The organism is Chromohalobacter sp. HP20-39 (assembly GCF_033052815.1).
Lineage (GTDB): Bacteria > Pseudomonadota > Gammaproteobacteria > Pseudomonadales > Halomonadaceae > Chromohalobacter.
Map to the genome: position 1 here is coordinate 1 of NZ_JAWHTP010000897.1, position 255 is coordinate 255.

General features: G+C 55.7%; 1 protein-coding gene. It reads left to right on the forward strand.

What is annotated here, in order from left to right; all coding sequences use genetic code 11:
* Positions 1-223, forward strand: a 223-nt coding sequence (locus RVY79_RS20560; protein WP_317466444.1) for a hypothetical protein, incomplete at its 5' end; no start/stop codon positions are given.
* Between the last annotated feature and the right edge of the window lie 32 nt (positions 224-255).

Here is a 255-nt window from a genome sequence, read left to right on the forward strand (position 1 = left end):
GGACGCAACTGCGGTAGACATCAGCAACGTGAGCTGCACGACGTATCAAAAAGAGGATCAGAAATCCATCGCGGTCAGTACACCGTCCGAGCCACTTCCCGGTGGAGCATCCGAAGATGCCCCTAACCCGACCACCCCTCCAACAAATGGTGGATATTACGACAGTTGCCACAATTTCCATCCTAACAGCGCGCACCCTGCCGCTATCCCGGGTGTGTGTTAGACGATTGAGGGCTTGATCCTCTTGGCAGCAGC